The sequence below is a fragment of the Stenotrophomonas sp. MH181796 genome (assembly GCF_009659995.1).
In the GTDB taxonomy this organism is placed as follows: Bacteria; Pseudomonadota; Gammaproteobacteria; order Xanthomonadales; family Xanthomonadaceae; genus Stenotrophomonas; species Stenotrophomonas riyadhensis.
On the sequence record NZ_RAHU01000007.1, the window covers coordinates 123,523 to 148,404 of the forward strand.

Below are 24,882 nucleotides of genomic sequence, written 5' to 3' on the forward strand. Positions count from 1 at the left end.
CATGGCGCAACCTGCATACGTATTCACGCGGGCGGCAGCCGTGGCCGGGCCGGGGACGTCGGCCAGCCCGGTTTGCGCCCGAATTCACAGGCAACGCCTATAATCAGCGATGAGCCTGAAAGCCTGATCGCATGACCATCACCGAAGACACCCGTCCCGCCCTGGGCCTGCCCCAGATCCAGTCGCTTGCCGCAGCCGACATGGCCGCCGTCGACGCCCTGATCCGGCGCCGGCTGTCCTCGGACGTCGTGCTGATCAACCAGATCGCCGACCACATCATTTCCGCCGGCGGCAAACGCCTGCGCCCGATGCTGGTGATGCTGGCCGGCCACGCGGTCGGCCACGCCGGCCCGGATCACCACCAGCTGGCGGCGATCATCGAATTCATCCACACCTCCACCCTGCTGCACGACGACGTGGTGGACGAATCCAGCCTGCGCCGTGGCCGCAGCACCGCCAATGCGCTGTGGGGCAACGCGCCCAGCGTGCTGGTCGGCGACTTCCTGTACTCGCGCAGCTTCCAGCTGATGGTCGAGCTGGAACGCATGTCGGTGATGCAGATCCTGGCCGACGCCACCAACCGCATCGCCGAGGGTGAAGTGCTGCAGCTGCTGCACGTGCACAACCCGGACACCGACGAAGCCGCGTACCTGCGCGTGATCGAGCGCAAGACCGCGGTGCTGTTCGCCGCCGGCACCCGCCTCGGCGCGCTGGCCAGCGGTGTGGACGAAGCCACCCAGCAGGCCCTGTTCGACTACGGCATGCACCTGGGCTACGCGTTCCAGATCGCCGACGACGTGCTGGACTACTCGGCCAATGCCGAGGAGCTGGGCAAGAACCTGGGTGACGACCTCGCCGAGGGCAAGGCCACGCTGCCGCTGATCCACGCCATGGCCCATTCGGACGCCGCCACCCGCGAGCGCCTGCGCACCATCGTGCAGGACGGCGACGCCTCGGCGATGCCGGAAGTGCTGGCCGCGATCCGTGCCACCGGCGGCCTCGAGTACAGCCGCCGTCGCGCCGAGGAATACGCCGAAGCCGCCGAACGTGCGCTCGATGGTCTGGCCGACAATGACGCCGTCGCCGCCCTGCGCGGCCTGGCCCGCTACGCGGTGCAGCGTTCGCATTGACCGCCTTCGGTAGTGCCGGCCGCTGGCCGGCATTCCCGATGACATCCGCAGCATCATGAGGTTGCCGGCCAGCGGCCGGCACTACCGCTGCACGGATCAACGTTTCTCGAAACGCTCCTCAAAGAACTCATCCAGCGCTTTCCAGGCGCGCTTGGCTGCCCGTTCGTTGTACTGGCAGCCTGGCGGACTGTTGGCATCGCGCTCGGCGAAGCAGTGCACCGCGCCGCTGTAGTTGGTGAATTCCCAGTCGACCTTGGCCGCGTTCATTTCCTTCTGGAAACCGGCGATGTCCTCGGCGGTCACGCTGGTGTCGTCGGCGCCATTGAGCACCAGCACCGACGGGTGCGTGCCACCGGCCTGCGCCGGCAGCGGCGAGCCCAGCCCGCCGTGCAGGCTGACCACACCGGCCAGCGGCGCGCCGGCACGGGCCAGCTCCAGCACCGTGGTGCCGCCAAAGCAGAAGCCCACCGCACCGATCCGGCTGGCATCGAGCGGCACGCTGCCGGCCTGCGCCTTGAGCACGTTCACCGCCTCGAGCGCACGTGCCCGCAGCAACGGCCGGTCGTTGCGCAGCTTGGTCGCCACCGGCCCGGCCTCGGCATCGGTCTTCGGCCGCACGCCCTTGCCGTAGACATCGGCCACCAGCACCACGTAATCATCGCCCGCCAGCTGCTTGGCCTTCTCGATGGCCGACTCGTTCACACCCTTCCAGTTCGGCACCATCACCAGCCCCGGACGCTTCTCGTGCTCGCCATCGTCATAGACCAGCACGCCACTGAAAGTCGTGCCCTGGTGTTTCCACTCCACCGGCTGCGTCTTCATCGCCGCCCACGCCGGCATCGCCGCCAGCCCCAGCATCACCGCCACACCGCATCGCCAACGATTCATGCGCCTGCTCCGCAAGAAAAAGGGGACGGAGGGGATTAAGCCGTATTCGCCCCTCCCGCGTCGCATTCTGCATTGGCGACGTGACGCAGGTGTGGTTGGATACGACTTAATCCCCTCCGTCCCCCTTTTTCTGCATGAACCTTGTTGATCGCTTTCTGTCTGGCCTGATCCCCCGCCTGCCTGCCGAGGATGCCCCGCAGTGGGCCCACGTGCAGGGCGCCAGCGGCGAAGACCTGCAGCGCCTGCGTGCGCAGTGGCCACAGGTCCCTGACAGCCTGATGGAACTGTTGTCGCGCGTGGATGGCACCCATTTCCGCGAGTATCCAGGCGGCGAGGTCTGCGTGCTGGTGCTCGGCTCGGACGTGGAGGACGGCGGCTATCCCTACTACCTGCGCTCGGTCGCACAGATCTTCGAAGACCAGCAGCAGTGGGACGACAGCATCCGTTCGATCTACGAAGAGTGGCTGGATGACGAGCCGGAGATCCTGGGTGAAGGCATCGACGCCGATCTGCCGATGAACCGCCGCCTGTGCTTCTCGCACTGCATGAACAACGGCGGCACGTCGATGCTGTACCTGGATTTCGACCCGGCACCGGGCGGCACGCTCGGCCAGGTGGTGCGCTACCTGCACGATCCCGACAGCTATGCGGTGATCGCACCCAGCTTCGATGCGTACCTGCAGCAGATGATTGATCGCGATTACGCGTTCATCGACCAGGACGAGGATTGAACCCAGCCGAGCATGGGCACGGCTCCACAGTAGATCCACGCCATGCGTGGATGGGTGTACAGGATCCCGCTGGGGTCAGAGCCCGTTCCTGCGGAAAGGGATCCGACCCCGATCCCGCGGATCAGGCGATGCCCAACCCCGGAATCGCACTGATGCTGTCCGGATCGAAACCGGCCAGCTCGGCGAAGTGGCGGCCACGCGCCACGTAGTCACGGTAGGCGCCGAAACTGGGTGCGCCAGGCGACAGCAATACCACCCCGCCCTCAGAACCCAGCGCAGAACGCGCCAAAGCGATTGCCTCCGGCAGATCGCCGGCGGCATGCAGGCCGAAGCGACCAGCATCGGCCAGCGGCTGCAGCATGGCGTGGATGCGCGGGCCGTTGCTGCCCATGGTCACGATCTCCACCGGCGGCACGTCGTGCGCCATGTGCTGCATGAAATCGGTCCAGTCCAGGCCACGGTCATGCCCGCCCACCAGCAGCGCGATGCGCTGGCCAGCGAAGCACTCCAGGGCGGCCAGGCTGGCATGCGGCGTGGTGCTGATCGAATCGTTCACGTAGGTCAGGCCATCGGCCACGCCGATGCGCTGCAGGCGGTTGGGCAACGGGCGGAAATCCTGCACCGCCGGCGCCAACGCCACCGCATCCAGTCCCAGCGCTTCCAGCGCGGCCAGCACCGCGCACAGATTGCCGCGGTTGTGGCGGCCCGGCAGCGGCGTGTTGCGGGTATCGAACACCGGCTGTTCACCACGGTGCACGACATCGCCACGCATGTGCCAGCCCTGCGGCTGGTTGAACCAGACCACCTCGCTATCGGGCAGTGACAGCACGGCCAGGTGCGGATCGGCGGCATTGAGCACGGCAATGCGCGGCGCGGCTTCAGTCACCAGCCGCAGCTTATCCTCGATGTAACGCTGCTCGCTGCCGTGCCAGTCCAGGTGCTCCGGGAACAGGTTCAGCACCACCGCCACCTGCGGATGGGCGCCACTGCGCGCCACCTCGCCGGTCTGGTAGCTGGACAGTTCCACCGCCCAGTATTCGGGGGCGGGCTGCGGATCCAGCACTTCCAGCAGCGGCAGGCCGATGTTGCCGACCAGGCCGGTGCGGTGGCCAGCCGCACGCAGCAGGTGCGCGACCAGCGCGGTGGTGGTGCTCTTGCCCTTGGTACCGGTCACGCATACGGTGTCGTGCACGATGCCATCGGCACCCGCATGTTCGGCGAACCACAGCGCAGTGCCACCGATGAAGGTGGTGCCCTGCGCTGCCGCCGCCATCGCGATCGGCTGGTAGGGACTGATGCCGGGCGACTTGATCACCACGTCGAACGCGGCCAGCGCTTCAGCAGAAGGCTCGCCACGCACGTCCAGCACGCCCTGTGTTTCCGCACGCGCGGCCTCCACTTCGGCCGCCGGGCAGAACAGGCTCAGCGGCAGCGCGGGCAGGCGCGCACGCAGTACCGCAAACGCGGCGCGGCCCTCACGGCCCCAGCCCCACAGCGCAACGCGCTTTCCTTCAAGCGTCGAAATCTTCATGCACCCGTTCCCACAGCGCAGCCGGAACGCGGTGCTCGCCCTGCAGCTGCAGCAGCGGTGCCAGTTCCAGTTCGGCGGCATCCAGCTGCGGCTGGATCTCATTGCAGAAGCGCTTCACCAGCACGTCTTCCTTCCACTCCGGGCGCTGCGCCAGGGTCGCCATCGCCGCGCGCGATTCGCGGCCTTCGCCCACGCACTCGAACGGCTTGTGGTCCTGGAATTCCAGCAGCGCGTCGAAACCGCCGGCCTGCTCGGCATCGTCCAGCAGGTTGCGGCCGAAGATGCGCACCAGGCGCGTCTTCGGCATGAATGGGGCCAGCGCCAGGAACACGAAATGGCACTTCGGGCAGACGCCGCACCAGCGGTTCACCGGGCGCTCGCCGAGGATGTGGAAGTTGCGGTTGCAGCTGGAGAAGTGCGCGTCGTAGAAATCGGTCTTGGCGAACTGGCGGGCCACCGCCAGCTCGGACATCGGACGCAGCAGCGAGTAGTACTGCAGGTCCGCCGCCACGTGCGCCTGCACATGGCGGCCAAACGCCTGCTCGAACGCCCAGCCCTTGGACCACTGGTGGTTCACTTCGCCGGTGCCCGGAATCTGGCTGCCGTAGCTGGCCGAACGCTCGTTGGAGAACACCACCTGGTCCACGCCCTGCAGCAGCGCGGCCAGCACCATGATCGCCGAGTTCACCGCGGTGACCGGGATATGGCCGTTCCAGGCGCCCTGGCGGTTGAGCTCGAACAGTTCCGGCGCCAGCGCGCGGCCCAGGTTCAACGTGGGCAGGCCGGTACGCTCGGCACAGGCGCGGATCAGCTGCGAGCCACCGATCCAGGTCACCGTCTCGTCCACGCCGGCACGGCGCAGCGCTTCGATGCTGACCAGCGAATCCTTGCCGCCACCGATCGCCACCAGCGCGTGCGGCTGCAGGCCCAGCGCCGGCGCCTGCACGGCGTCACCCTGCACCGGCAGGCGGAAGCGTCCGCGCAGGTTCAGGCCATTGCGGTACGCGAATTCACCCAGGCCATTGAGGTAGACCGTCTCCACCAGCGCAGCGGTATCGGCATCGATGGTGTAGCTGTCGATGCTGACCGTCTCCGGCACACCCGCCTTGTAATAGCTGACACCGGCGATCAGGTGCAGCAGCTGCAGCGCGCGCTGCACGGCGGCGCTACGCGCTTCGTCCAGCACGAACGGGGCGCCCGGCACGGTGATGGTTTCCACCATCTCCGGGCCGTCATCGAAGGCGTAGACCAGCCTGGCCACGCCGGTCTCCGCAGCGAATTCGCAGCGGACGAAGCGGAAGCGGGAAACCTGGTGTTTATCGAAAGCAGTCATGGTGTATCCGGTCAGGCACGGGCCCGCGCAGCTGCGCGGGGCGTGTCGGTGGGCGGGTGCAGGGCGCGCGCGGTGGTCATTCGATCACGTCTTCGCGCGGCAGCATCCGCTGGTTGTAGGTGTTGGCCATCGAATAGCCGTACGCGCCGGCGTCGGCGATCAGCATCACGTCGTCCGGCGCGGTCGACACCGGCAGCTTGCGGCGCTTGCCGAACACATCGCTGGATTCGCAGATCGGGCCGACCACATCGAACGCCGCTTCGGCATAGCCGCCCTGGCGGCTGAGGTTCTCGATGTCGTGCCAGGCGTCGTACAGGGCCGGACGCATCAGTGCGTTCATGCCAGCATCCAGACCGACGCGGCGCACGCCGTCCTTCTCCACCACCTGGGTGACATGGGTCAGCAGCACGCCGGATTCGGCAACCAGGTAGCGGCCCGGCTCGATCGCCAGGCGGAATGCAGGATGCAGCGCCTTGACCTCGGCCAGGCCCTCGGCCCAGGCGTCCAGGTCGAACGGCTCGTCTTCGTCGCTGTACGGAATCGGCAGGCCACCGCCGATGTCGATGGTGTGCACGCTGCCGATGCGGCGGGCGAAACCTGCCAGCTCATCGCACATCAGGCGCCAGTGCTGCGCGGTTTCCACGCCGCTGCCCAGGTGCGCATGCAGGCCGACCACGCGGCTGCCCAGATCGGTGGCCGCGCGCACGAACTCATCGACGCGGGCGATCGGGAGGCCAAACTTGGAATCCTTGCCGCCGGTACGGACCTTGGCATGGTGGCCTTCGCCACGGCCCAGATCCACGCGCAGCCACAGCTCGCGGTTGCGGAACAGGTCCGGCCAGCGCTGCAGTGCTTCGACGTTGTCGACGGTAACGGTCACGCCCAGCGCGAACGCGGCTTCGTACTCGCTGCGCGGGCAGAAGCTGGGGGTGAACAGCACGCGCTTGGGCGACAGTTCCGGCAGGTGCTGGAACACGTGCTTCAGTTCGCCGTGCGATACGCACTCCAGGCCGAAGCCTTCGGCTTCCAGCAGCTGCAGGATGGCCGGGTGGCTGTTGGCCTTGATCGCGTAGTAGCGCTGGTCGATCGGCTTGATCGCGGCCAGCGCGCGGGCGCGGGCGCGCACCGTCGGCAGGTGGTAGACGTAGCGTGGCGTGCCAGCATCGGCCAGCTGCAGCAGGTGCGCACGCTGGCCCCGCCACCACGGCGTGCCACGCGGGCGCACGGTGCCGGCGATCTCGCGCCAGCGCGGGCCGAACACTTCGGTCTCTTCCACCGGCATCGCACCGCTGTCGATCAGCTCGGCGTGCAGGATCGGCAACAGGCCATCGGCATCGGCTTCGTCGATGACGAAGGTCAGGTTCAGGTCGTTGGACGACTGCGAGATCATGTGCACGCGCTCGCGGCCGAAGGTCGCCCACACGTCTGACAGCTTGTGCAGCAGCGAACGCATGCCGCGGCCAACCAGGGTGATCGCCGCGCACGGCACGATCACCTTCACCTTGCAGATCTGCGACAGGTCAGCCGACAGCGCAGCCAGCACATCGGTGTTGACCAGGTTCTCGGACGGGTCCAGCGACACGGTGACGTTGGTCTCGGCCGAACCGATCAGGTCCACCGACAGGCCATGCTTCTTGAACAAGTTGAATACATCGGCCAGGAAGCCGACCTGCTGCCACATGCCGATGCCTTCCATCGACACCAGCACGATGCCGTTGCGGCGGCTGATCGCCTTCACGCCCGGCACCGGTGCAGCGCTGCCATCGATGCTGGTACCCGGCAGTTCCGGGCGCTCGGTATCGAGGATGGCCATCGGCACGCCGGCATCGCGGCACGGCTTGATCGAGCGCGGGTGCAACACCTTGGCGCCGGTGGTGGCGATTTCCTGCGCCTCGTAATAGTCCAGGCGGGTCAGCAGGCGCGCGTCCGGCACGTCCTTCGGGTTGGCACTGAACATGCCCGGCACATCGGTCCAGATCTCCACGCGGCTGGCACCGAGCAGCGCACCGAAGTACGCCGCCGAGGTATCCGAGCCACCGCGGCCGAGGATGGCGGTACCACCATCGGCATGCCGCGAAATGAAGCCCTGGGTGATCAGCAGGCGGGTCGGCTGCGCGCGGAAGCGCTGCATCCACTCCGCATCGGCACGCCACTGGCAGTTCACCGACAGCCGCTGCGACCAGTCGCTCTGGTTCGGCTGCGGCGGCATCGCGTCCAGCCACTGGCGGGCATCCATCCAGCCCATGTCCAGGCCCGAAGCGCGCAGATAGGCCGCGCCCAGGGTGGAGGACAGCAGTTCGCCCTGGCCCAGCACTTCGGCCTGCCACTGCAGCGGCCGGGTGGCCGCGCGCGCGTCGTCGAGCAGCCCCTGCAGCGCCGCCAGGCGCTCGGCCAGCACCTCGCGGCCCAGGCCGAGTTCAACCAGGAAGGCCTCGTGGCGTTCGACCAGCGCCGCCACGCGATCACGGCTGTCCGGCGCGCCATCGGCGATCGCGGTCAGTTCGTTGGTGACCCCGGACAGCGCCGACACCACCACCAGCACGCGCGAGCCGGTCTCTTCCGCACGTTTTTTCGCCAGCTTCCCGATCGTGTCCCAGCGATGACGACGCGACACCGAGGTGCCGCCGAACTTCAGTACGATCCAACGATCGACAAGGGGGGAAGCTGACATGGATTGGCTATGTAGAATGTGGGGAAGCCGCCCCCAGGGGCGGAACCTTTGATTCTAAGCGCAATATCCCCGTAGATGGCCGTCCTCCGTTACCTGCAGCTCGATGTCTTCGCCCCCCGCCCCGGCACCGGCAACCCACTGGGCGCCATCCTGGACGCCGATGGGCTCTCCGGCGAGCAGATGCAGGCCCTGGCCGCCTGGCTGAACCTGTCCGAGACGGTGTTCTTCCTGCGCCCTAGTGCGCCCGGCGCCGATTACCACATCCGCATCTTCACCCCGACCCGTGAGCTGGCCTTCGCCGGCCACCCCAGCGTCGGCGCGGCCTGGGCGGCGGTGAGCTGCGGCCTGGCGCAACCGCGCGACGGTGCCCTGCTGCAGCAGTGCGCGGCGGGGTTGCTGCCGGTACGGGTGAGCGGCCCGGCCGAGGCACTGCAGATCCAGCTGGCCAGCCCACCGGCGCAGCAACTGGACACAGCGGCGGACAGAGCGCCGGAAGCGCTGCTGGCGCTGGCTGCCAGCGGGCACGTACCCGAACTCTGGGACAACGGCGCACGCTGGTGGCTGCTGCCGCTGCGCGACGCCTCCGCCGTACGCAACCTGGCGCCGGACATGGCAGCGCTGGCCGACTGGAGCCTTGCCACCGATGCCACCGGCCTGGCCGTGTTCGCCGACGAAGCCGGCACCGACCATACCCGGGTGGTGCGCGCATTCTGCCCCGCTGATGCGGCCGCCGTACCCGAGGACCCGGTGACCGGCAGCGCCAATGCGCTGATCGGCGCCTGGCTGCGGCAGCGCAACGCCCTGCCCGGCCGCGAGGGCCGCTACGTGGCCAGCCAGGGCCGCGAAGTGGGCCGCGATGGCCGCGTACAGGTCGAGGTCGATGCACAGGGCACGGTCTGGATCGGCGGCCAGGTGCAGCCGGTCATCGACGGCCAGATCAGCTGGATGTAGAGCCGAGCCCACGCTCGGCTGCTTCTTCTCACACCCCAACACAGCCGAGCATGGGCTCGGCTCTACAACGGCGCGCTAAGCTGCGCGCTACCTGATTCTGGAGTTTCCCCGATGCCCGCACGCCGTTTCCTGCAGCTGGATGTGTTCTCCCCGCGCGCCGGCGCCGGCAATCCGCTGGCCGTGGTGCTCGATGCCGAGGGCCTGGACGATGCCAGCATGCAGGCCATCGCACGCTGGACGCGCCTGCCCGAGACCACCTTCGTGTTCCCGCCGCAGGTCGCCGGTGCCAGTTACCGGCTGCGCATGTTCAGCCCGCAGAAGGAAGTTCCGTTTGCCGGCCACCCCAGCGTCGGCACCGCGCATGCGGTGCTGCAGGCCGGCCTGGCCGCAGCGGTCGATGGTGTGCTGGTGCAGGACGGCATTGCCGGTGCCCTGCCGCTGCGCGTCAGCGGTGAGGGTGCGCAGCAGCGCATCGCCATCCGCACGCCGCGCGCGCAGCTGGCCGAGACTGCCGAGGCGACCGATCCTCGTCTGCAGGCGGCGCTGAAGGACTGGCCGCTGGGCTCCCTGCCGCCGGCGCGGATGCAGGGCGGGCGCAGCTGGTGGGTGGTGCAGGTGGCCGATGAAGCCGCGTTGCGTGCCCTGCGTCCGGACTGGGATGCCGTAGCCGCACTGGCCGAGTCCACCGACAGCATGGGCGTGTTCGCCTATGCCTTCAGCGATGGTGGTGAGGGCTTCGATCTGGCGGTACGTGCCTTCGTCGGCAATGGACGCCGCTTCGAGGACGCCGCCTCCGGTGCCGCCAACGCCGTGCTGGCCGCATGGCTGGACCTGCGCGATGCCCTGCCCCGTGGTCGTGCACCGTTCGAAGTCAGCCAGGGCCGCGAAGTCGGCCACGATGCACGCCTGACGCTGCTGGTCGACGAGGACGGCGAGGTCTGGTCGGGCGGCCAGGTGCAGACGGTGATCAGCGGCACCATCGATTGGTGATCCGCAAGCGGTAGAGCCGAGCGTGGGCTCGGCTCTACAGGTAACGGCCGCTCAGCCCAGCTCGGCTTCCAGGCTGATCGGCACTGCGCTCAGCGCCTTGGATACCGGGCAGTTCTGCTTGGCGTCATCGGCAATCGCACGGAACTGCGTCGCGTCGATGCCCGGCACCACCGCCTTCACCTTCAGCCGGATCTGCGACAGCTGCGGGCCGCCCTCCAATGACAGATCGACCTTGGCTTCGGTATCCAGCGAGGTCGGGGTAAAGCCGGCCTCGCCGAGCTTGGCCGACAGCGCCATGGTGAAACAGCCGGCGTGCGCGGCAGCGATCAGTTCTTCCGGATTGGTGCCCTTCTCGTCACCGAAGCGGCTGTTGAAGCCGTAGCGGGTCTTGTCCAGCAGCCCACTCTGCGGCGTGCTCAACTGTCCCTTGCCCGACTTCAGATCGCCTTCCCAGTGCGCGGTGGCGTGTCGCGAGATTCCCATATGCTGCTCCTGCGTGGCGGTGATGAACGGTCACCCTCGCACGGCACGCGTTAGCCCTGCGTCGCTCCGCCGCATGCCGAACGTCCGCCGGGAACCGGGCAGATGGACACTTCTTCACCAGCCATCTGCGCATTTCCCCCTTGTTTTCAGTGGTTTCGCGCATTCCACCGATGGACGGGCACCAGCCATCGCGCATGCTGCCGCGCCCCCATCCCCCACGGCCGGCCATGTACTGAATCGGCCTGGATATGAAAAAACATGCACTTTCCGCGCTTCAGGCTATTGGCGGCGCCCGAGAGTTGCCCTACATTGCGCTTGCCGACGGGGTTCGGCGCCGACCAAACAACCAACCGTTCACGGAACAGGAAACCATGGCAAAGACCGCTAAGAAGGCTGCCCCGAAGAAGGCAGTGAAGAAAGTCGCGACGAAGGCAGCCGCCAAGCCGGCCGCTCCGAAGCCGATCAAGGAAGTGCTGACCAAGTCCGGCCTGGTTGCACACATCGCTGAAGCCTCCGGCGTCATCGCCAAGGACGTCCGCGCTGTGCTGGCCTCGCTGGAAAGCGCCGTCGCCTCCTCGGTGCACAAGAAGGGCGCTGGCTCGTTCACCCTGCCGGGCCTGCTGAAGATCACCACCGTCAATGTGCCGGCCAAGCCGAAGCGCAAGGGCATCAACCCGTTCACCAAGGAAGAGCAGTGGTTCGCCGCCAAGCCGGCCACCACCAAGCTGAAGGTGCGTCCGCTGAAGAAGCTGAAGGACGCCGCGCTGTAAGCGCGCGCCCCAACGCGGATTCCAACGGGACGGCTCTGGCCGTCCCGTTTTTTTTGTCCCAACCACGGTCCGCAACACAGCGTTGCCGCAATCCCGGGAATGCCCGTACAGGCCCGCCAGCATTGGCTGCGCCCGACCTGCCGCAGTACCGGAACGTACCGGGTGGAACACTGCGTGCAGCGCCGGCCGTCGCTGTCGGCCGCGGCCTTGCCTATGGTGGGCACATCCTCCACAGCTACGGCGAGCACCCCCTCATGGCCAGCCCCTCCACCCGCTACCGGATCTCGGTGACCCCGATCGAAAAGGACGGGTTGCAGTGCACCGGGCGCTGCACCATCGAACTGGAACACCGTGCCAGCCGTGACCTGATGCGCCTGCTGGAAGGAGCGCCGCGCACGGCAGGTCTCAGCGGCGACGAGCGCGCCACCCTGGTGATCGCCACCCAGCTGCTGCGCGACATCGTGCAGCGCCATGCCGAATCCGACGGCCACGCGCTGGCCGCCATCGCAGCACAGGTACTGCCGGCCCTGGACGCGCTGGAACAGCTGCCCTCCTCCCGCTGATACCGGCGCAGCCGATACACTGCGCTCCTTCACGTCGCCTCGGGGAGGAGGCAGGCATGCGCAGGTTCCTGTTGCTGATTTCGCCACTGGTGTTGCTGGGCTGTTCCCGGCCAGCAGCGCAATCGGATCCAACACCGGCCCCGCCCCCCGCAGCCGCCAGCGCGGAGGTACAGGCCAACGCGGAAACCGCCACATCCGCCCTGCAATCACCGACGGTCGATCCGCTGTTTGCTGCAGTGGACACCGACGCCGCCCCCCCTTCGGTGATGCTCAACCGCTACGTGATCGCGCTGCTCAACCGCGACCGCGGCACCAGCGACGCCGCCTGGGCATTCCCGCCCGCCGATCCGCGGCACGCAGACGATACCGTCCTGCGCCAGCTGCAGGACCTGCGCACGCTGCGCCTGGACAGCGAGCCCCCGATCGCACGCGACGACCAGCAGCCCCCCCGGCTGCTGGAGGTACCGGTGCGGATCCGCGCAGTCACCACACAAGGCACCTTCCGCTTTGGCGGCTGGTACCGCGTGCAACCCAGCCGCGACGGTCGCGCCTGGCAGATCCAGTCGGCGCAACTGCGCCCGTCGCTGGACTGAACCGTTGCAGCGGCATGCACGCGCGATTCAGCCGGCACGGCTACTCTTTGATTCGTCCATTCATATCCACCGGTCACCGCCATGCGCCTGCGTTCCCTGATGACCCGCCTTGCCGCCTCCACCGTGCTGATCGCCGCTGCGATCGGCGCGCAGGCCGCCCCTTCCATCTCCGGCCGCGAACTGTCGGTCGGTGCCAGTGACGTGCAGCAGTACCTCGATGGCAGCTTCCCACGCACCCAGGACGCCCTCGGCGGCCTGATCGCGCTGACCATGAGCCATCCACAGCTGAGCCTTCCGGCCGGCGAGCGGCTGAACCTGGGCATGGATGTTGCTCTGGCCACCGCCGGTGGCAACCCGTCCAAGCTGGGAACGGTGAAGCTCAGCAGCGGCCTGCGCTATGACGCGCAGACCCAGGGCTTCCACCTGCAGCAGCCCAGCGTGGATGACTTCACCCCGGCCAACCAGGGCGGTCGCCTCGATTCGCGCACCCGCGGCCTGCTCAATGCCTGGCTGAGCGACTACGCCCAGCGCGAACCGATCTACAAGCTGGACCCGGCCGTGGCCGGCCTGCTCGGCGCCCTGCAGGTACAGTCGGCACAGGTGAAGAACGGCAAGCTGGTGGTCACCTTCAACCAGAACCTGGGCAATCTGGTGCCGGCAGGCGTACTGGGTAAATAAGGCAGTGCCGGCCGCTGGCCGGCACGCTTTTCACATGTGTGCCGGCCAGCGGCCGGCACTACCCGCTGCGGGTCAGCGCTTGGGCTGCAGCATGGTGCCGGTGCACTTGGGCGAGCCGCAGCGGCACTCCCAGATCTTCTTCAGCTTGGCGGTGTGACGCTCGGCCAGGGTGATGCCGTAGTTGTAGGTCAGCTCTTCGCCGGCCTTGATATCACGCACTGCCTCGATGAACACCTTGTCGCCCCGGCTGTCGCCGTCCTCGTCTTCCTCGATCACCGCCTCACAGTTCGGGTCGCAGCTGTGGTTGATCCAGCGCGCGTCATTGCCCTTGTAGTTGGCATCGATCACCCAGTCGTCGTTGAGGGTGAACAGGAAGGTATGGCCACTTTCGACGTCGCCGCTGTCATCGGCATCGACGTCGCCGTGGCTGCGCAGCAGGCCCTTGTACTGGATCACGCGCTCGCCCTGCTTGATCGGGGCCACGGCGAACACGCCGTTGCCATGGATGGCGGACTTGCGGGCTTGGATCTTCTTCGGCATCGGCACGGGCTGTTTGCAGCGAATGGAACCGGGATTCTCGCCCATTCCGGGTGATTGCGAAAATCACCCCGTTGGCGCAGCATTGCGCCCTGGCAACGGCCCCGGTGTGTCCTCCCGGCCCGGCCCCAGCACCGGCTGAATGCCCGGGTTGGATGGCGGCGAATAAAAGCGTACAATTTCAGTCCGCTTTAAGAACCACTCGCATCCCCATGTTGCGCGTCACCAAACTCACCGATTACGCCACCGTCGTACTGACCGTGCTCGCCGCCCGTCCGGGCGAGGTGCTCAGTGCCACCGAGCTGGCCGAATTCACCGGTCTGGAGCCGCCCACCGTCAGCAAGGTGCTCAAGCCGCTGGCCCAGGCCGGCCTGGTTGAAGGCCTGCGCGGCGTCCGTGGCGGTTACCGGCTGACCCGCGCGGCCATCGAGATCTCGCTGTTCGAAGTGGTCGAAGCGATGGAAGGGCCGTTGGCCCTGACCGAATGCAGCCACGACCACCACCAGTGCGGCATGGCCCCCAAGTGCGGCGCGCGCAGCAGCTGGCGGTTGATCAACGACGTGGTCTCCGAGGCCCTGCGCGATGTCAGCCTCGCGCAGATCCTGCCCCCTCTCCCCCTTGTCGATGACGAACAGCGCCGCACCATCGCTGTCGACGTCGTCTCCTGATCCGTAGGCAGCCCCCCATGGCCACCGAAACCATCGAAAACGTCGCCCACGACGACACCCCCAACCGCGAGATCCACGAGCAGCTCGGCCGCAAGTATTCGGCCGGCTTCATCACCGAGATCGAATCGGACTCCCTGCCGCCGGGCCTGGACGAGGACACCATCCGTGCCCTGTCGGCCAAGAAGGAAGAGCCGGAGTGGATGACGCAGTGGCGCCTGGACGCCTACCGCCACTTCCTGACCATGCCGATGCCGGACTGGGCCAAGCTGGAGATCGCGCCGATCGACCTGCAGGCGCTCAGCTACTACTCCGCGCCGAAGGGCCCGAAGTACGCCTCGCTGGATGACGTGCCGAAGGAGCTGCTCGACACCTACGACAAGCTGGGCGTGCCGCTGCACGAGCGCGCCAAGCTGGCCGGCGTGGCGGTGGACGCGGTGTTCGACTCGGTGTCCGTCGGTACCACCTTCCGCAAGGAACTGGCCGAGAAGGGCATCATCTTCTGCTCGATGTCCGAGGCCATCAAGGAACACCCGGAGCTGGTCCGCCAGTACCTGGGTACCGTGGTGCCGGTGGGCGACAACTATTTCGCCGCGCTCAACTCGGCGGTGTTTTCCGATGGCAGCTTCGTGTTCATTCCCAAGGGCGTGCGCTGCCCGATGGAACTGAGCACCTATTTCCGCATCAACGCCGGCCACACCGGCCAGTTCGAGCGCACCCTGATCGTGTGCGAGGACAAGGCCTACGTCTCCTACCTGGAAGGCTGCACCGCGCCGATGCGCGACGAGAACCAGCTGCACGCCGCGGTGGTCGAGCTGGTCGCGCTGGAAGATGCGGAGATCAAGTACTCCACGGTGCAGAACTGGTATCCGGGCGACGAGAACGGCGTCGGCGGCATCTACAACTTCGTCACCAAGCGTGCCGAATGCCGTGGCGCGCGCAGCAAGGTCACCTGGACCCAGGTCGAGACCGGCTCGGCGATCACCTGGAAGTACCCGTCCTGCGTGCTGCTGGGCGACGACTCGGTGGGTGAATTCCACTCCGTGGCGCTGACCCATCACCGCCAGCAGGCCGACACCGGCACCAAGATGATCCACATCGGCAAGCGCACCAAGAGCAAGATCGTCAGCAAGGGCATCAGTGCCGGCCGTGGCCAGAACACCTACCGCGGCCTGGTGCGGGTGGACCGCAACGCCGACGGCGCGCGCAACTACACCCAGTGCGATTCGCTGCTGATCGGCAAGCAGTGCGGCGCCCACACCTTCCCCTACATCGAGGTGAAGAACCCGGGCGCCACCGTCGAGCACGAGGCCACCACCTCCAAGATCTCCGACGACCAGCTGTTCTACTGCCGCGCCCGTGGCATCAGCCAGGAAGACGCGGTGTCGATGATCGTCGACGGCTTCTGCAAGCAGGTGTTCCGCGAACTGCCGATGGAGTTCGCGGTGGAAGCCAAGAAGCTGCTGGAAGTCTCGTTGGAAGGTTCGGTGGGCTGACCGCCCGCCCCTGCCCCTCGCAAACGCATTCTCTTTACCGGCGGGCCGCGGCCCGCCCCACGGAAACCCCCACCATGCTGAAGATCGAAAACCTCCACGCCCGCATCGGCGACAAGGAAATCCTCAAGGGCCTGTCGCTGGATGTGAAGCCCGGCCAGGTGCACGCCATCATGGGCCCGAACGGCGCCGGCAAGTCCACCCTGGGCAATGTCCTGGCCGGCCGCGACGGCTACGAAGTGACCGAAGGCAGCGTGCAGTTTGAAGGCACCGACCTGCTCGAGCAGGACCCGGAAGCGCGCGCCGCCGCCGGCCTGTTCCTGGCGTTCCAGTACCCGGTGGAAATCCCGGGCGTGAACAACACCTACTTCCTGCGCGCGGCACTGAACGCCCAGCGCAAGGCGCGCGGTGAGGACGAACTCGATTCCATGCAGTTCCTCAAGCTGGTGCGCCAGAAGCTGGCCGTGCTGCACCTGAAGGATGAACTGCTGCACCGTGGCGTCAACGAAGGCTTCTCCGGTGGCGAGAAGAAGCGCAACGAGATCTTCCAGCTGGCCGTGCTGGAACCGAAGCTGGCGATCCTGGACGAAACCGATTCGGGCCTGGACATCGATGCGCTGAAGAGCGTGGCCGATGGCGTCAACGCACTGCGCGCCGCCGACCGTTCGTTCCTGGTCATTACCCATTACCAGCGCCTGCTGGACTACATCAAGCCGGACGTGGTGCACGTGCTGGCCGATGGCCGCATCGTCAAGACCGGTGGCCCGGAACTGGCACTGGAACTGGAAGCGCACGGTTACGATTTCCTCAAGGATCGCGTGGTGCGCGAGGCGGCCGTCTGATGAGCGCGCTGCTCGATTCGATGGCCCAGGCCTTCTGCGGCAGCGATGCGCGCCGCGAAGTGCTGGACGCGGCCCTGCGTGACGGCCTGCCGGCCGCCCGCAACGAAGCCTGGAAGTACACCTCGCTGCGCCAGCTGGAGCGTCGTGCGTTCGCCGCGGCACCGCTGCAGGGCCCGGCGCTGGACACCGCGCTGCTGGAGGACATTCCGGCGCCGCGCCTGGTGTTCGTCAACGGCCGCCTGGATGCCGCGCTGAGCGACGTGCAGGGCCTGCCGGCCGGCGTGCAGTTGCAGCCGCTGTCGGCCGCACTGGCCTCCGGCGAAGACGCCGTGCGTTTCCTTGGCCGCCGCTACGAGAGCAGCGAAGAGATCTTCGCCCGCCTCAACGCCGCGCTGGCCGATGAAGGCGTAGTGCTGCGCGTGGACGAAGGCGTGCAGGTTGAGGTACCGCTGCAGCTGGTGTTCGCCAGCGTCGCCGGCGATACCGACCTGGCCTGGCACCATCGCCACCTGATCGAACTGCGGGCCGGCGCCAGCCTCGGCGTGGTCGAGCACCGCTTCAGCGTGGGCGACTCCGCCCACCTGGACAACACCGTGCTGCATGCCCATGTCGCCCGAGATGCCGCGCTCAAGCACGCCCGCGTGCAGGCCGGCAGCGCGCGCCAGACCAGCTTCCTGCGCACCGACGCCGTACTCGCCCGCGACGCGCAGTACCACCGTGTCGACCTGGAACTGGGCGCCGCGCTCAGCCGCCATGAACTGAACGTGCGCCTGGAAGGCGACAACGCCCAGCTGACCGCCAACGGCGTGCTGCTCGGCAATGGCCGCCGCCACGTCGAAACCCGCCTGGGCATCGACCACATCGCGCGCGATACCGCCTGCGAACTGCTGTGGCGTGGCGTCGCCGCCAACCGCAGCCGCGTGGTGTTCCATGGTGGCATCCAGATCCGCGAAGGCGCCGACGGCACCGACGCGAACCTGTCCAACAAGAACCTGCTGCTGTCGGCCGATGCCGAGATCGACACCCAGCCGACGCTGGTGATCGACGCCGATGAAGTGAAGGCCGCGCACGGCGCGACCGTCGGCCAGCTCGACGCCAATGCGCTGTTCTACCTGCGCTCGCGCGGCCTGCCGCAGGCCCAGGCACAGGCTCTGCTCAGCGCCGCGTTCTGTCACGAGCCGCTGAAGATCCTGCCCGATGCACTGCGTGCGCAGCTGGCACGCCGTCTGGACAAGGCGTTGGCCGAGGCGGGTGTGGCATGAACCTGTCCACGCCGCGCCCGATCGAAGAACGCACCGGCGCGCCCGACTGGGACCGCGTCCGTCTCGACTTCCCGCTGCTGATGCGCGAGGTGCACGGCAAGCCACTGGTCTATTTCGACAACGCCAACACCGGCCAGAAGCCGGTGCAGGTGATCGGCGCGGTGGACGAGTTCTACCGCCGCTACAACGCCAACGTCAGCCGTGCGGTGCATGTACTGGGCAGCGAAGCCACCGATGCCTATGAAGGCGCACGCAACAAGCTGGCGCGCTTCCTCAACGTGCGTCCCAGCGACCTGGTGCTGTGCAGTGGCACCACCTTCGCCATCAACCTGGTGGCCTACTCGTGGGCGCTGCCGCGACTGAAGGCTGGTGACGTGATCCTGATCACGCGCATGGAGCACCACGCCAACATCGTGCCGTGGCAGCTGGTCGCGCAGCGTACCGGCGCCACCATCCGCGTAGCCGAGATCACCCCTGATGGCGCGCTGGACCTGGATGCGCTGCGCGCGGCGATGACCCCGGAAGTCAAGCTGCTGGCGGTCACCCATGTCTCCAACGTGCTGGGTACGGTCAATCCGGTGCGCGAGATCTGCCGCGAAGCGCGCAAGCGCGGCATCATCACCGTGGTCGATGGCTCGCAGGCCGTGCCGCACCGCAAGGTCGACGTCGCCGCGATCGGCTGTGACTTCTACGCCATCACCGGCCACAAGATGTGCGGTCCGACCGGCACCGGTGCGCTGTGGGCGCGCCGCGAGCACCTGGACGCGATGCCGCCGTTCCTCGGCGGCGGCGAGATGATCAAGGAAGTCAGCTTCGACGGCACCGTCTTCAACGATGCCCCACACAAGTTCGAAGCCGGCACCCCGAACATCGCAGGCTTCATCGGCCTGGGCGTAGCTGCCGACTACCTGCAGCAGCTTGGCCAGGAGAACGTGGAAGCGCGCGAAGCCGAACTGCTGGCGCATTTCACCGAAGAACTGCGCCGCGTCGACGGCCTGCGCATCATCGGCGAAGCGCCGGAGAAGGCCGCCGTGGTCTCGTTCCTGATCGACGGTGCGCATGCGCACGACCTGGCGACCCTGCTCGACCTGGAAGGCGTGGCCGTGCGCTCGGGCCAGCACTGCGCGCACCCGCTGCTGCAGTACTTCGGTGTCGCCGCCACCTGCCGTGCCTCGCTGGCGTTCTACAACACGCACGCCGAGATCGAGCGCTTCATGACCGCGCTGACCAAGGTGCGCAAGCTGCTGGGCTGAGCCCGGCACAGCGGGGTCAGATCCCTTTCGCGACGCGAAAGGGCTCTGACCCCATCAACGGCCCCGACAGCCGCCGCTGCGACTGCAGCGCGCCACGCATCGCCACCAGATCCCCGGCAGGAATGCCCTGCGCGATGAACTCCGCATAGCGTCTGTGCCGCTCATCCGCATCAGCAGCAATGAACTCGAATGCCGAATGCGGTACGAGCAGTGCATTTGCCCGTCCCCGTGCATTCGCGCGATAGCTCGACCAGCGATAGTCACCAGGATGAGCCACCTTCCCCGCCCGAACCGGGTTGAGCTCGATGTAGCGCTGGCAGGCCAGCAGATAGCGATCCGTATCCACCACCGTGGAGTGGAAACGCCCCTCCCATAACGTGCCGGTGCGGCCCTGCTGACCATTCACCCGACGTACGTAGGCCCGGCTCACGGCCTGCATCATCCGCGACAGCCCGCCAGAGACATCAGGCGTCGCCAGAAGATGGACGTGATTGTCCATGAGCACATAGGCGTGGACCCGGCAGTGCTGCTGGTCTGCGTGATGACACAGCAGACGCAGGTAGGCCACGCGATCGTCATCCGTGAAGAACACGGGCTGGCGATTGTTGCCGCGCTGGACGACATGCTGCGGGTATCCGGGCGCATCGATCCGTCGTGGTCTTGGCATGGGCTTCTCCTGGAAACAAGGGGTCAGAGCCCTTTGCTGCGCAAAGGGATCTGACCCCGAGCATCTGCCGATTCCGCGCCCGTGCCAGTCGGTCCATAGCCTGCTGTTGGGTCAGTAGACGCCGGGGTCAGATCCCTTTCGCGCTGCGAAAGGGATCTGACCCTACCTCCCCATTTGCGCCCGCCCCCACCCCACCTAGAATGGGCCCATGACCACTCTGACCTTCCGTGCCGCCACGCCGGCCGACATCCCCGCCCTGATCGCCCTGGTCACCTCGGCCTACCGGGGTGACGCCAGCCGCGTTGGCTGGACCACTGAAGCCGACCTGCTGGACGGCGCCCGCATCGACGCCGAAGGCATCCAGGCCGACCTGGACCGCCCGCGCTCCACCATCCTGCTGGCCGAACGCGAGGGCCAGCTGGTGGCCTGCGCCCATGTCGCCGATGTCGACGGCAAGGGCTACTTCGGCATGTTCTCGGTCGATCCGGCCCAGCAGGGCGGCGGTGTCGGCAAGCAGATGATGGAGGCTGCCGAAGCGCACGCCGCGCGCGAATGGAACGTGCCGGTGATGCAGATGACGGTGATCGACGTGCGCGACGAGCTGATCGCTTTCTATGAACGCCGCGGCTACCAGCGCACCGGCATCAAGAAGCCGTTCCCCTATGGCGACGAACGCTTCGGTATTCCCAAGCGCGACGACCTGCGCTTCGAGATCCTGGAAAAGCCGCTGGCCGGAGCCGTGGCGTGAGCGAGGCCTGGACCTTCGTCTGCGCCGGCGCCGAACTGCTGCCGGGTGAAATGAAGAGCGTGTTCGACGAGGTGACCGGCACGCCGATCGTGGTGTTCAACCTCGACGGCGAGCTGTACGCCCTGGAAGACCAGTGCACACATGAAGAGTTCGAGCTGTCCTCGGGCGAGTTCAACACCACCGAGGGCAGCGTGGAGTGCGTGCTGCACGGCGCGCGCTTCGACGTGCGTGACGGCCGCGCCCTGTGTGCCCCGGCCTACAGCCCTGTGCCCAAGTTTCCGGTGAAGCGCGAGCACGACGCTGTCTGGACCCGCGACGACCGGGACTGAGGCGGTGCGCGGCCCGGAGAGCCCCCCCAAAGGGCGCCCCGCGGGAGAGCATCCACCCATGGCGTGGATCTACTGGAAGGCCATGAGGGCGCCCCCAGGCCGCTCCGGGGCAGCCCCAGCGGCCCGTCACGCCCCGCAGATGCGAATCATTATCGTTGATGTTATTCTACGTAACATCTTCGTAACGACTCCGCCCCCGCGCCATGGCTTCGCCCGCGCCCACCGCCACGCTGTGCCAGCTTGCCCGTCAAGGGTGGCCGCTGCTCGTGGCCGTGCTGCTGACGCTGGTGTTGGGCTGGTCTGCGTTGCATGAAGGCAGGCACACGGCGACCGCCGATGCGCCGACTCTGTATGCTCATGATGTGTCGCCCGCGTCCCCGCCACACGTGCTGCCGCACGAACAGGCGATGCACCCCGCTGAATCCGAACCCGATGGCAGTCGCGGTGACAAACCTCGTGCCCTGCGGCGACTCTGCCTGCAGCACCCTGACAATGCACCTGCAGACGCTCCGGCGCCGGTGACACCGACCCCTCCGGTGCTCGCACCGGGCCGGCGCCAGCCCCCATCCCACGCACCGCCCGCGCTGCTGGCCTGACGCTCTGCTGCGCCATGCGCAGCCGCATCCGCACGCCCCCCTCGTTCTACGTACTGCTGCCGCGCGGCCCGCGCCGGCCGCCTCTCCCTGTTCCCCTTCTGCAGACGCCCATGAACCCGATCAAGAGCCGCAAGCACGCTTCGCCGCTTCGTACCCTGCCGCTGGCCACCGCCAGTCTTGCCGCCGGCCTCGGCCTGGCCACCCTGCCCACGCTGGCCCACGCTGAAGCCACCGACAACGCCCGCACGCTGGACAAGATCGACGTGCACGCCACCCGGGGCTACAAAGCCGACAAGGTGGCCTCGCCGAAGTTCACCCAGCGCCTGCAGGACACGCCGCAGACCATCCAAGTGATTACCAGCGACCTGTTCAACCAGCAGGGTGCCACCACGCTGACCGAGGCGCTGCGCAACAGCCCGGGCGTGGGCACCTTCTATGCCGGCGAGAACGGCAACACGACCACCGGCGATGCGCTGTTCATGCGCGGCTTCGACACCTCCAACAGCTTGTATGTGGACGGTGTGCGCGACCTGGGCTCGATCTCGCGCGATGTGTTCAACATCGAACAGGTGGAAGTGACCAAGGGGCCGGCCGGCACCGACAATGGCCGTTCGGCGCCGACCGGCGCGATCAACCTTGTCAGCAAGCAGGCCAACCTGCAGGACGCGACGTCGGCCAGCATTTCGCTGGGCAGCGACCAGCAGCGCCGCGCCACCGCCGACTGGAACCAGTCGCTGGGCACCACCAGCGCGCTGCGCATCAACGGCATGTGGCAGGACAGCGACCAGCCCGGCCGCGACCACGTGCAGAACAAGCGCTGGGGCATCGCACCGTCGCTGGCCTTCGGCCTGGGCACTGCCACGCGCTACTACCTCAACCTGCTGTACGTGAAGCAGGACAACGTGCCCGATGGTGGCGTGCCCACCCTGGGCCTGCCGGGCTGGACGCCGCAGCCGACGCTGGAAGCGCTGGCCGGGCACCCGGTCGATCCGGAGAACTTCTACGGCACCCGCGCCGACCACGATGACGTGACCGCGAAGATGGCCACGTTCCGTTTCGAGCACGACTTCAACGACAGCGTGCGCCTGACCAACACCGCCCGCTGGGGTCGCACCGAACAGGATTACCTGCTCACCGCCTTCATGGGCACCGGCGTGCGCGGCGCAGGCGGCCGCCCGACCGGCAACATCACCTATGCCAACCCGGCCGACCTTTCCAGCTACGCCATCGCGCGCAGCCTGCCGACCTTCAAGGACCAGCGCAACACGATCCTCACCGATCAGCTGAACCTGCGCGCCGACTTCGCCACCGGCGCGGTCGGGCACGCATTGAGCGCTGGCCTGGAATTCACCCGTGAAGAACTGGACAGCTACGGCCAGGCCGCCGCTGCCGGCACCAGCTGGCCCGCTGCGAACCTGTACAACCCGGACTGGAACGTCAGCGGCCTGAACTGGGCGCACAACGGCGCCGATGCACATGGCAAGACCACCACCTCCTCGGTGTACCTGTTCGACACCCTGTCCTTCGGCGAGAGTTTCCTGCTGACCGCCGGCGTGCGTGCGGACCACTACAAGACCGAGTACGCCAGCGCGTCGGTGTGTGGTGGCCGCGGCGGCCCGGCGTGTGGCAGCAATCCTGCCGGCACGGTGCTGCGCAACCCGACGCTGGACGCGTCCGATACGCTGCTGAACTGGAAGCTCGGCGCCCTCTACAAGGTCGGCGATACCGTCAGCGTCTACGCCAACTATGCTATCTCGCAGCAACCCCCGGGTGGCGCCAACTTCCAGCTGAGCAGCTCGGCCAGCAGTGCCGACAATCCCAAGCTGGATCCGCAGAAGGCCAAGACCTTCGAAGTGGGCAGCAAGTGGGCCTTCCTGGATGACGCTCTGGCAGTGAACCTTGCGTTGTTCCAGACGGACGTGGACAACGAGATCAACACCACCGTGCTCGACGATGCCGGCAACCCGACCCAGACCGGCAGCAAGCGGGTCAAGGGCGTGGAGCTCTCCGCAGTCGGCCGCCTGACCGACAACTGGTCGGTCAGCGCCGGATACAGCCACCTGGACACCGACGTAAGGGAAGGCGCGAAGGTGGCCGCCGATGGCACCACCAACCTGACCTATACCCCGGACGACACATTCACCGGCTGGACCAGCTACACCCTGCCCTACGGCATCACCGTGGGCGGCGGCGTACGCTATGCCGCCGGCATGCACCGCGGCACCGACGGCGCGGTGGGCACCCCGTCGTTCACCAAGTCCTACGTGGTGTATGACGCGGTCGTGTCCTGGGCAATCAATGAGACGATCTCGCTGCGCTTGAACGGCTACAACCTGTTCGACAAGCAGTACGTGGCCAGCATCAACAAGAGCGGCTACCGTTACACCCCGGGTGCCCCGCGCACCTTCCTGCTCAGCGCGGACATCCGCTTCTGATGCAGCACGCGGGGGAGCCCACTCCCCCGCGCCCCCCAAAGGAACCGCCATGCTGCTGCACATTCCCGACGTGCTTTCACCCCAGGACGTGGCGCAGGCACGCAGGCGACTCGACGCTGCAGACTGGACCGACGGTCGCGAGACCGTCGGTGCACAGGGCGCGATGGTCAAGCACAATCTGCAGCTACCCGATGCATCTCCCCTGAAAGCGGAGCTGGGCAGGGACCTACTGGCCGCGCTGAGCCGCAGCCCCTTGTTCTTTGCTGCCGCGCTGCCCCTGAAGATCCTGCCGCCGCGCTTCAACCGCTACAGCGGCGGCGGCACCTACGGCTTCCATGTCGATGGCGCGGTGATGAACCTGGCCAACGGCGAACAGCTGCGCTCGGACATCTCCTGCACCCTGTTCCTGTCCGATCCGGACGAATACGAAGGCGGCGAGCTGATCATCAGCGATACCTACGGCGAGCACGAAGTGAAGCTGCCCGCTGGCGACCTGATCGTCTACCCGTCCAGCAGCCTGCATCAGGTGCGCCCGGTCACGGCCGGCGCGCGCGTGGCCTCGTTCTTCTGGGTACAGAGCATGATCCGCGACGATGTGCAGCGCCGCCTGCTGTGGGAAATGGATGGCTCGATCGAGCGCCTGCGGCAGACCGGCGGTGACGCCGAGGCGATCCTGCAGCTGACCGGCGTGTACCACAACCTGCTGCGACGCTGGAGCGAAGTCTGAGCCCCATCCGGCCGAC

General features: G+C 67.3%; 24 protein-coding genes. 17 read left to right on the top strand and 7 right to left on the bottom strand.

Annotated features, from left to right (window positions below):
- The first annotated feature begins 131 nt into the window (after positions 1-131).
- Positions 132-1,130, top strand: a complete 999-nt coding sequence (locus D5301_RS17675) for a polyprenyl synthetase family protein (protein ID WP_110711491.1) — start codon at positions 132-134, stop codon at positions 1,128-1,130.
- Between the two features lie 96 nt (positions 1,131-1,226).
- On the opposite strand, the gene D5301_RS17680 is transcribed toward D5301_RS17675, so the two are convergent.
- Complete coding sequence (locus D5301_RS17680; protein ID WP_153856443.1) at positions 1,227-2,018, bottom strand: dienelactone hydrolase family protein; 792 nt, start codon at positions 2,016-2,018, stop codon at positions 1,227-1,229.
- 134 nt (positions 2,019-2,152) lie between these two features.
- Between D5301_RS17680 and D5301_RS17685 the strand changes: the two genes are divergently transcribed.
- Positions 2,153-2,749 (top strand): SMI1/KNR4 family protein, encoded by a 597-nt coding sequence (locus D5301_RS17685; RefSeq protein WP_153856444.1) that lies wholly within the window; start codon positions 2,153-2,155, stop codon positions 2,747-2,749.
- Positions 2,750-2,870: 121 nt separating this feature from the next.
- Here D5301_RS17685 and murD read toward each other — a convergent pair whose 3' ends face one another.
- The 3 genes from murD to D5301_RS17700 form a co-directional block, all read right to left on the bottom strand.
- On the bottom strand, positions 2,871-4,280 hold the full coding sequence (gene murD, locus D5301_RS17690) for a UDP-N-acetylmuramoyl-L-alanine--D-glutamate ligase (protein WP_153856445.1): 1,410 nt from the start codon (positions 4,278-4,280) through the stop codon (positions 2,871-2,873).
- Positions 4,261-5,613: a UDP-N-acetyl-alpha-D-muramoyl-L-alanyl-L-glutamate epimerase gene (gene murL, locus D5301_RS17695; protein WP_153856446.1), complete on the bottom strand. Its 1,353-nt coding sequence runs from the start codon at positions 5,611-5,613 to the stop codon at positions 4,261-4,263. Before murL ends, murD begins: the two co-directional genes overlap by 20 nt.
- 76 nt (positions 5,614-5,689) lie before the next feature.
- Positions 5,690-8,284 (bottom strand): bifunctional aspartate kinase/diaminopimelate decarboxylase, encoded by a 2,595-nt coding sequence (locus tag D5301_RS17700; protein ID WP_110711481.1) that lies wholly within the window; start codon positions 8,282-8,284, stop codon positions 5,690-5,692.
- Between the two features lie 75 nt (positions 8,285-8,359).
- Here D5301_RS17700 and D5301_RS17705 point away from each other — a divergent pair, with 75 nt between their 5' ends.
- Together D5301_RS17705 and D5301_RS17710 are read left to right on the top strand one after the other, a co-directional pair.
- Entirely contained in the window at positions 8,360-9,235 is an 876-nt protein-coding gene (locus tag D5301_RS17705) for a PhzF family phenazine biosynthesis protein (protein WP_110711479.1), read from the top strand.
- A 111-nt stretch (positions 9,236-9,346) separates the two neighbouring features.
- A complete protein-coding gene (locus tag D5301_RS17710) occupies positions 9,347-10,225 on the top strand; it encodes a PhzF family phenazine biosynthesis protein (protein WP_110711477.1) in 879 nt (292 codons plus the stop codon).
- Positions 10,226-10,276: 51 nt separating this feature from the next.
- Here the strand turns inward: D5301_RS17710 and D5301_RS17715 are convergent, their stop codons facing one another.
- Positions 10,277-10,708 carry an OsmC family protein gene (locus tag D5301_RS17715; RefSeq protein WP_005408443.1) on the bottom strand — a complete coding sequence of 144 codons (432 nt, stop codon included), beginning with the start codon at positions 10,706-10,708 and terminating at the stop codon, positions 10,277-10,279.
- A 371-nt stretch (positions 10,709-11,079) separates the two neighbouring features.
- On the opposite strand from D5301_RS17715, the gene D5301_RS17720 reads away from it, so the two are divergent.
- The 4 genes from D5301_RS17720 (at position 11,080) to D5301_RS17735 (ending at position 13,312) form a co-directional block, all read left to right on the top strand.
- Positions 11,080-11,478: an HU family DNA-binding protein gene (locus D5301_RS17720; RefSeq protein WP_010483539.1), complete on the top strand. Its 399-nt coding sequence runs from the start codon at positions 11,080-11,082 to the stop codon at positions 11,476-11,478.
- Between the two features lie 254 nt (positions 11,479-11,732).
- The gene (locus tag D5301_RS17725) at positions 11,733-12,041 is read left to right on the top strand and encodes a DUF3861 family protein (RefSeq protein WP_110714275.1); all 309 of its coding nucleotides are present in this window, start codon (positions 11,733-11,735) and stop codon (positions 12,039-12,041) included.
- A gap of 56 nt (positions 12,042-12,097) precedes the next feature.
- On the top strand, positions 12,098-12,634 hold the full coding sequence (locus tag D5301_RS17730; RefSeq protein WP_153856447.1) for a hypothetical protein: 537 nt from the start codon (positions 12,098-12,100) through the stop codon (positions 12,632-12,634).
- An 81-nt stretch (positions 12,635-12,715) separates the two neighbouring features.
- Positions 12,716-13,312, top strand: a complete 597-nt coding sequence (locus tag D5301_RS17735; RefSeq protein WP_049413438.1) for a DUF1439 domain-containing protein — start codon at positions 12,716-12,718, stop codon at positions 13,310-13,312.
- A 72-nt stretch (positions 13,313-13,384) separates the two neighbouring features.
- On the opposite strand, the gene D5301_RS17740 is transcribed toward D5301_RS17735, so the two are convergent.
- A complete protein-coding gene (locus tag D5301_RS17740; protein WP_110714274.1) occupies positions 13,385-13,852 on the bottom strand; it encodes an SET domain-containing protein-lysine N-methyltransferase in 468 nt (155 codons plus the stop codon).
- Between the two features lie 209 nt (positions 13,853-14,061).
- Here D5301_RS17740 and D5301_RS17745 point away from each other — a divergent pair, with 209 nt between their 5' ends.
- The 5 genes from D5301_RS17745 (at position 14,062) to D5301_RS17765 (ending at position 19,364) form a co-directional block, all read left to right on the top strand.
- Positions 14,062-14,517, top strand: a complete 456-nt coding sequence (locus D5301_RS17745; protein ID WP_110711474.1) for an SUF system Fe-S cluster assembly regulator — start codon at positions 14,062-14,064, stop codon at positions 14,515-14,517.
- A gap of 17 nt (positions 14,518-14,534) precedes the next feature.
- Complete coding sequence (sufB, locus tag D5301_RS17750) at positions 14,535-16,010, top strand: Fe-S cluster assembly protein SufB (protein ID WP_010483551.1); 1,476 nt, start codon at positions 14,535-14,537, stop codon at positions 16,008-16,010.
- A 74-nt stretch (positions 16,011-16,084) separates the two neighbouring features.
- Complete coding sequence (gene sufC, locus D5301_RS17755; protein ID WP_110711472.1) at positions 16,085-16,849, top strand: Fe-S cluster assembly ATPase SufC; 765 nt, start codon at positions 16,085-16,087, stop codon at positions 16,847-16,849.
- Positions 16,849-18,111 (top strand): Fe-S cluster assembly protein SufD, encoded by a 1,263-nt coding sequence (gene sufD, locus D5301_RS17760; protein ID WP_153856448.1) that lies wholly within the window; start codon positions 16,849-16,851, stop codon positions 18,109-18,111. The genes sufC and sufD overlap by 1 nt, the downstream gene beginning before the upstream one ends.
- A complete protein-coding gene (locus tag D5301_RS17765) occupies positions 18,108-19,364 on the top strand; it encodes a cysteine desulfurase (protein WP_153856449.1) in 1,257 nt (418 codons plus the stop codon). The genes sufD and D5301_RS17765 overlap by 4 nt, the downstream gene beginning before the upstream one ends.
- A 16-nt stretch (positions 19,365-19,380) precedes the next feature.
- Here D5301_RS17765 and D5301_RS17770 read toward each other — a convergent pair whose 3' ends face one another.
- Positions 19,381-20,031, bottom strand: coding sequence for a transposase (locus tag D5301_RS17770; protein WP_153856450.1), 651 nt, complete (start codon positions 20,029-20,031; stop codon positions 19,381-19,383).
- A 208-nt stretch (positions 20,032-20,239) separates the two neighbouring features.
- On the opposite strand from D5301_RS17770, the gene D5301_RS17775 reads away from it, so the two are divergent.
- From D5301_RS17775 to D5301_RS17795, 4 genes are all read left to right on the top strand, one after another.
- Positions 20,240-20,779 (top strand): GNAT family N-acetyltransferase, encoded by a 540-nt coding sequence (locus D5301_RS17775; protein WP_153856451.1) that lies wholly within the window; start codon positions 20,240-20,242, stop codon positions 20,777-20,779.
- Complete coding sequence (locus D5301_RS17780; protein ID WP_043398428.1) at positions 20,776-21,108, top strand: non-heme iron oxygenase ferredoxin subunit; 333 nt, start codon at positions 20,776-20,778, stop codon at positions 21,106-21,108. The genes D5301_RS17775 and D5301_RS17780 overlap by 4 nt, the downstream gene beginning before the upstream one ends.
- 706 nt (positions 21,109-21,814) lie before the next feature.
- Entirely contained in the window at positions 21,815-24,139 is a 2,325-nt protein-coding gene (locus D5301_RS17790) for a catecholate siderophore receptor Fiu (RefSeq protein ID WP_153856452.1), read from the top strand.
- A gap of 49 nt (positions 24,140-24,188) precedes the next feature.
- The gene (locus D5301_RS17795) at positions 24,189-24,866 is read left to right on the top strand and encodes a Fe2+-dependent dioxygenase (protein ID WP_121503992.1); all 678 of its coding nucleotides are present in this window, start codon (positions 24,189-24,191) and stop codon (positions 24,864-24,866) included.
- Positions 24,867-24,882: the final 16 nt, after the last annotated feature.

What these genes read in the sequence shown, in the direction of transcription:
- D5301_RS17675 (WP_110711491.1), top strand. Translation starts at nt 132, where the DNA reads ATGACCATCACCGAAGACACCCGTCCCGCCCTGGGCCTGCCCCAGATC.
- D5301_RS17680 (WP_153856443.1), bottom strand. Translation starts at nt 2,018, where the DNA reads ATGAATCGTTGGCGATGCGGTGTGGCGGTGATGCTGGGGCTGGCGGCG.
- D5301_RS17685 (WP_153856444.1), top strand. Translation starts at nt 2,153, where the DNA reads ATGAACCTTGTTGATCGCTTTCTGTCTGGCCTGATCCCCCGCCTGCCT.
- murD (WP_153856445.1), bottom strand. Translation starts at nt 4,280, where the DNA reads ATGAAGATTTCGACGCTTGAAGGAAAGCGCGTTGCGCTGTGGGGCTGG.
- murL (WP_153856446.1), bottom strand. Translation starts at nt 5,613, where the DNA reads ATGACTGCTTTCGATAAACACCAGGTTTCCCGCTTCCGCTTCGTCCGC.
- D5301_RS17700 (WP_110711481.1), bottom strand. Translation starts at nt 8,284, where the DNA reads ATGTCAGCTTCCCCCCTTGTCGATCGTTGGATCGTACTGAAGTTCGGC.
- D5301_RS17705 (WP_110711479.1), top strand. Translation starts at nt 8,360, where the DNA reads ATGGCCGTCCTCCGTTACCTGCAGCTCGATGTCTTCGCCCCCCGCCCC.
- D5301_RS17710 (WP_110711477.1), top strand. Translation starts at nt 9,347, where the DNA reads ATGCCCGCACGCCGTTTCCTGCAGCTGGATGTGTTCTCCCCGCGCGCC.
- D5301_RS17715 (WP_005408443.1), bottom strand. Translation starts at nt 10,708, where the DNA reads ATGGGAATCTCGCGACACGCCACCGCGCACTGGGAAGGCGATCTGAAG.
- D5301_RS17720 (WP_010483539.1), top strand. Translation starts at nt 11,080, where the DNA reads ATGGCAAAGACCGCTAAGAAGGCTGCCCCGAAGAAGGCAGTGAAGAAA.
- D5301_RS17725 (WP_110714275.1), top strand. Translation starts at nt 11,733, where the DNA reads ATGGCCAGCCCCTCCACCCGCTACCGGATCTCGGTGACCCCGATCGAA.
- D5301_RS17730 (WP_153856447.1), top strand. Translation starts at nt 12,098, where the DNA reads ATGCGCAGGTTCCTGTTGCTGATTTCGCCACTGGTGTTGCTGGGCTGT.
- D5301_RS17735 (WP_049413438.1), top strand. Translation starts at nt 12,716, where the DNA reads ATGCGCCTGCGTTCCCTGATGACCCGCCTTGCCGCCTCCACCGTGCTG.
- D5301_RS17740 (WP_110714274.1), bottom strand. Translation starts at nt 13,852, where the DNA reads ATGCCGAAGAAGATCCAAGCCCGCAAGTCCGCCATCCATGGCAACGGC.
- D5301_RS17745 (WP_110711474.1), top strand. Translation starts at nt 14,062, where the DNA reads ATGTTGCGCGTCACCAAACTCACCGATTACGCCACCGTCGTACTGACC.
- sufB (WP_010483551.1), top strand. Translation starts at nt 14,535, where the DNA reads ATGGCCACCGAAACCATCGAAAACGTCGCCCACGACGACACCCCCAAC.
- sufC (WP_110711472.1), top strand. Translation starts at nt 16,085, where the DNA reads ATGCTGAAGATCGAAAACCTCCACGCCCGCATCGGCGACAAGGAAATC.
- sufD (WP_153856448.1), top strand. Translation starts at nt 16,849, where the DNA reads ATGAGCGCGCTGCTCGATTCGATGGCCCAGGCCTTCTGCGGCAGCGAT.
- D5301_RS17765 (WP_153856449.1), top strand. Translation starts at nt 18,108, where the DNA reads ATGAACCTGTCCACGCCGCGCCCGATCGAAGAACGCACCGGCGCGCCC.
- D5301_RS17770 (WP_153856450.1), bottom strand. Translation starts at nt 20,031, where the DNA reads ATGCCAAGACCACGACGGATCGATGCGCCCGGATACCCGCAGCATGTC.
- D5301_RS17775 (WP_153856451.1), top strand. Translation starts at nt 20,240, where the DNA reads ATGACCACTCTGACCTTCCGTGCCGCCACGCCGGCCGACATCCCCGCC.
- D5301_RS17790 (WP_153856452.1), top strand. Translation starts at nt 21,815, where the DNA reads ATGAACCCGATCAAGAGCCGCAAGCACGCTTCGCCGCTTCGTACCCTG.
- D5301_RS17795 (WP_121503992.1), top strand. Translation starts at nt 24,189, where the DNA reads ATGCTGCTGCACATTCCCGACGTGCTTTCACCCCAGGACGTGGCGCAG.